Below are 3,814 nucleotides of genomic sequence, written 5' to 3'. Positions count from 1 at the left end.
ACCCCCCCCCCCCCCACACCCGCGATCTCATGGGGTCTCGTGGGCTCGGTGTTGTGTATAAGCCACCGCTGCCGGCCGGCGGGCGCGGGGCCGGAAGGACGGAGCGGAGGGGGTGCGTGGTCCGGTGGGATCAGAGGGTCGCGGCCGCGTTCTTGATGGCCGTGGCGAACGTGGAGACCTCGCTGTAGACGCCGGGGTAGCCGGGGCGGGCGCAGCCTTCGCCCCAGCTGACTATGCCGACCTGGATCCAGGCGTTGTTGTTGTCGCGGCGGAACATGGGGCCGCCGGAGTCGCCCTGGCAGGTGTCGACGCCGCCCTGGTCGAGGCCGGCGCAGATCTCGTCGCCGGGGACGAGGTCGCTGCCGTAGGCGCTCTGGCATGCGGCGTCGGAGACGAAGGGGACGGTGGCCTTGAGGAGGTAGCGCTGCTGGCCGCCGCCTTCGCGGGCGGCGCCCCAGCCGGCGATGGTGAAGGTGCCGTTGTCGAAGGCCTTGGTGTCGGCGATCTTGAGGGTGGGCAGGTTGATGGGCTTGGCCAGTTTGATGAGGGCCCAGTCCTTGCCCTTGCCGTTGTAGCCGGGGGCCTGGAGCACCTTGGTGGACTTGACCTTGACGGCGCCGGAGCTGTTGAGGTCGACGACCCCGGCGGTGGCGGTGATGGAGGTGTTGTTGCCGGAGCCGTTCACGCAGTGGGCGGCGGTGAGGACGATCTGCTGGGTGTAGAGGGCGCCGCCGCAGCCCATGGAGAGGCGGACCATGAAGGGGAATTCGCCCTGGGCGGCGCGGGTGCCGCCGACGACGGGGGCCTGGGAGGCGTTCGCGGCGCCGGGCTGGAGGCTGACGGCGGCGAGGGCCACGGCGCCTACGGCGAGGGTGCGCTTGATGAGTGCGGCAAGGGTGGACACGGTCGGCACACTGCCTTTCGTGGGGGGTGGGGCCGTGCGCGTCATCGGGTGAATGACACGTACATGTCACACCTCCGCCGCGCCGGGCATCAAGGACGCCTTTTCGGACAAGCTGCGGCGCGGAGGCCGGCATGACGCGGGGCGGCCGGCGCGACAGCCCGATCGAGCACGGATTCCCCCATCTCGACACCGTCCGCGCGGCGGTCACCGCACTGTTCCGGCGGCTCTCGTACGAGGGGATCCGGGCCTACGGCACGAGCTTCGCGCCCGCCGACGCCGCCTTCTCCCCCGCCGACGACCTCCACCTCGGCGCCCACCGCGTGGCCTCGGCGGTCGTCCGTGCGCTGCGGCTGCCCGACGCCCGGATGGTGGTCTGCTTCCGGCCGCTGGAGCAGGCCGCCACCGTGGAACTGACCGCCGGCCCGGAGTACTTCATCGAGGTCAACGACCGCTTCCGCACCCACCGCCGCGACCTGGCTGCCGCCCTGGCGCACGAGGTCACCCACGTCCTGCTGCACCGGCTGGACCTGCGCTTCCCCTCCACCGCCGACAACGAGATCCTCACCGACACCGCCGCCGCCTACCTGGGGACCGGCTGGCTGCTCCTCGACGCCTACCGCGAGGACGCACTCACCCACCAGAAGCTCGGCTACCTCACCCCCGAGGAGTTCGGCTACGTCCTCGCCCGGCGCGCCCTGCTGCTCGGCGAGGACCCGTCCGCGTGGTTCACCAGCCCGCAGGCGTACGAGGCGTACGTGCGCGGCCGCGCGCTCGCCGAGCAGGAGCTGCGCCGGGCCCCCCTGGCGGCCGCGGACCGGGCGCAGCGGCGCCGCGACGCCCGGGACCGGCGGGCGGGCGCCGCCGCGCCGGGGGCCTCGTACCGCTTCGAGCAGCAGCCGGACGGGACCCGGGTGAGCTTCCCGTGTCCGGTGTGCGGGCAGCGGCTGCGGCTGCCGGTGCGCGGGCCGGTGCGGGCCCGGTGCGGGCTGTGCCGCACGGTGCTGGACTGCGACACCTGAGCGGCGCCGGATTCCGGGCGGAACATGTTGGGTGACTGCGGTTCGGCGCGTGGGAGGAGTGGGTAGTGATACCTCATCGCACGAGTGCAGGACACCGGTCCCGACCTCCCGCCAGGGGGCCGGGGCCGTTTGCGTGGGGCGCCCGCGCGGCCGCGGGTCCGGCCCCGGCCGCCGGGCCGGCACCGGGCACTGCCGGGCAGGGCGGTCCGGGCCGGCTTCCGGCGCCGTGGTCAGCCGGCGCCGTGGTCAGCCGGCGCCGTGGTCAGCCGGCGCCGTAGACCGGGTGCGGGGGTTCGGATTCCGCGAGGAGTTTGACGGCCGCCTCGCCCGCCTCGGCCGGGGTCCAGCGCGCTCCGCGGTCGGCCGTCGGGCCCGGGCGCCAGCCTTCCATCACCGTGATCCGGCCGCCCTCCGCCTCGAAGACCCGGCCCGTGACCCCCGCCGAGGCGTCCGAGCCCAGCCACACCACCAGCGGCGAGACGTTCTCCGGGGCCATCGCGTCGAAGGCCCCCTCCCCCGGCTGCGCCATCGTCTCCGCGAAGGTCTGTTCCGTCATCCGGGTCCGGGCCGCCGGGGCGATCGCGTTGACCTGGACCCCGTACCGGGCCATCTCCGCCGCCGCTACCAGCGTCATGCCGAGGATGCCGGCCTTGGCCGCGCTGTAGTTGCCCTGCCCGACCGAGCCCAGCAGGCCCGCCCCCGAGGAGGTGTTGACCACCCGCGCCGCCACCGTCCGGCCCGCCTTGGCCTCGGCCCGCCAGTGGGCCGCCGCGAACTTCAGGGGCAGGAAGTGCCCTTTCAGGTGCACCCGCATCACCGCGTCCCAGTCCGCCTCCTCCAGGTTCACCAGCATCCGGTCGCGCAGGAAACCGGCGTTGTTGACCAGCGTGTCCAGCCGGCCGAATGCCGAAAGGGCCGCCCCGATCAGCGAGGACGCGCCCTCCGGCGAGGCGATGTCCTTGCCGTGCGCCACCGCCTCGCCGCCCAGCGCCCGGATCTCCGCGACGACCTGCCCGGCCGGGCTGTCCTCCCCGGGCTGCCCGTCCAGGCCCACCCCGAGGTCGTTGACCACGACCTTCGCCCCCTCCGCGGCGAAGGCCAGCGCGTGGGCCCGGCCCAGCCCCCGTCCCGCGCCCGTCACGATGACCACTCGACCTTCGGCAAGTCCCATCTCAGCTCTCCTTGTTGACCGTTGCCGCATCCAGAAATGCCGGGCGCTCCCCGCCCCCGTGCACGAGCAGGCTCGCCCCGCTGACATACCCCGCCCGGCCCGAGGCGAGAAACACCGCCGCCGCCCCGACGTCCGAGGGCTCCGCCAGCCGCCCCAGTGGAACCGTCGCGCCGACGGCCGCGATCCCCGCCTCGTCCCCGTAGTGCAGGTGCGCCAGTTCGGTCCGCACCATGCCCAGGACCAGCGTGTTCACCCGTACCTCGGGCGCCCATTCGACGGCCATGGTCCGGGCCAGGTTCTCCATGCCCGCCTTCGCCGCCCCGTATGCGGCCGTCCCGGGCGAGGGGCGGGTGCCGCTGACGCTGCCGATCATCAGCACCGAGCCGTGCGCCGCGCGCAGCTGCGGGTAGGCCGCCAGCGAGGCCGTCATCGGGGCCACCAGGTTCAGCTCGACGACCCGTGCGTGGCGCTCCGCGCCGCCCTCCCCCAGCAGCCGGTACGGGCTCCCGCCCGCGTTGTTCACCAGGCAGTCGAGCCGCCCGTACCGGCTCCCGACCTCCGCGAAGAACTCCTCGACGGCGGCCGGATCGCGCAGGTCCAGCGCGGCGGACTCGGCCGTGGGGCCCGCGCCCCCCCCCGCCACCGGAGGGCGCGGGCGGGCCGCCCCCACCGACTGCGCCACCCCACCGAACAGCGCCACCACGAGCACAGACACCCGCG

Annotated in this window: 4 protein-coding genes; 1 reads left to right on the top strand and 3 read right to left on the bottom strand. The window is 74.4% G+C overall.

Annotated features, from left to right (window positions below; translation table 11 throughout):
* Nucleotides 1–130 precede the first annotated feature (130 nt).
* The gene (locus tag ACFXA3_RS38080; RefSeq protein ID WP_385195155.1) at nt 131–913 is read right to left on the bottom strand and encodes a serine protease; all 783 of its coding nucleotides are present in this window, start codon (nt 911–913) and stop codon (nt 131–133) included.
* A gap of 122 nt (nt 914–1,035) precedes the next feature.
* Between ACFXA3_RS38080 and ACFXA3_RS38075 the strand changes: the two genes are divergently transcribed.
* Nucleotides 1,036–1,923 carry a hypothetical protein gene (locus tag ACFXA3_RS38075; protein ID WP_385195152.1) on the top strand — a complete coding sequence of 296 codons (888 nt, stop codon included), beginning with the start codon at nt 1,036–1,038 and terminating at the stop codon, nt 1,921–1,923.
* 262 nt (nt 1,924–2,185) lie between these two features.
* On the opposite strand, the gene ACFXA3_RS38070 is transcribed toward ACFXA3_RS38075, so the two are convergent.
* Together ACFXA3_RS38070 and ACFXA3_RS38065 are read right to left on the bottom strand one after the other, a co-directional pair.
* Nucleotides 2,186–3,094, bottom strand: coding sequence for an SDR family oxidoreductase (locus ACFXA3_RS38070; RefSeq protein WP_385195150.1), 909 nt, complete (start codon nt 3,092–3,094; stop codon nt 2,186–2,188).
* A gap of 1 nt (nt 3,095) precedes the next feature.
* Nucleotides 3,096–3,809 carry an SDR family oxidoreductase gene (locus ACFXA3_RS38065; protein WP_385195158.1) on the bottom strand — a complete coding sequence of 238 codons (714 nt, stop codon included), beginning with the start codon at nt 3,807–3,809 and terminating at the stop codon, nt 3,096–3,098.
* Nucleotides 3,810–3,814 lie beyond the last annotated feature (5 nt).

The sequence above is a fragment of the Streptomyces sp. NPDC059456 genome (genome assembly GCF_042750055.1).
In the GTDB taxonomy this organism is placed as follows: Bacteria; Actinomycetota; Actinomycetes; order Streptomycetales; family Streptomycetaceae; genus Streptomyces.
Note: the sequence above shows the minus strand (reverse complement) of the source record. Positions and strands in the feature narration are given on the sequence as shown.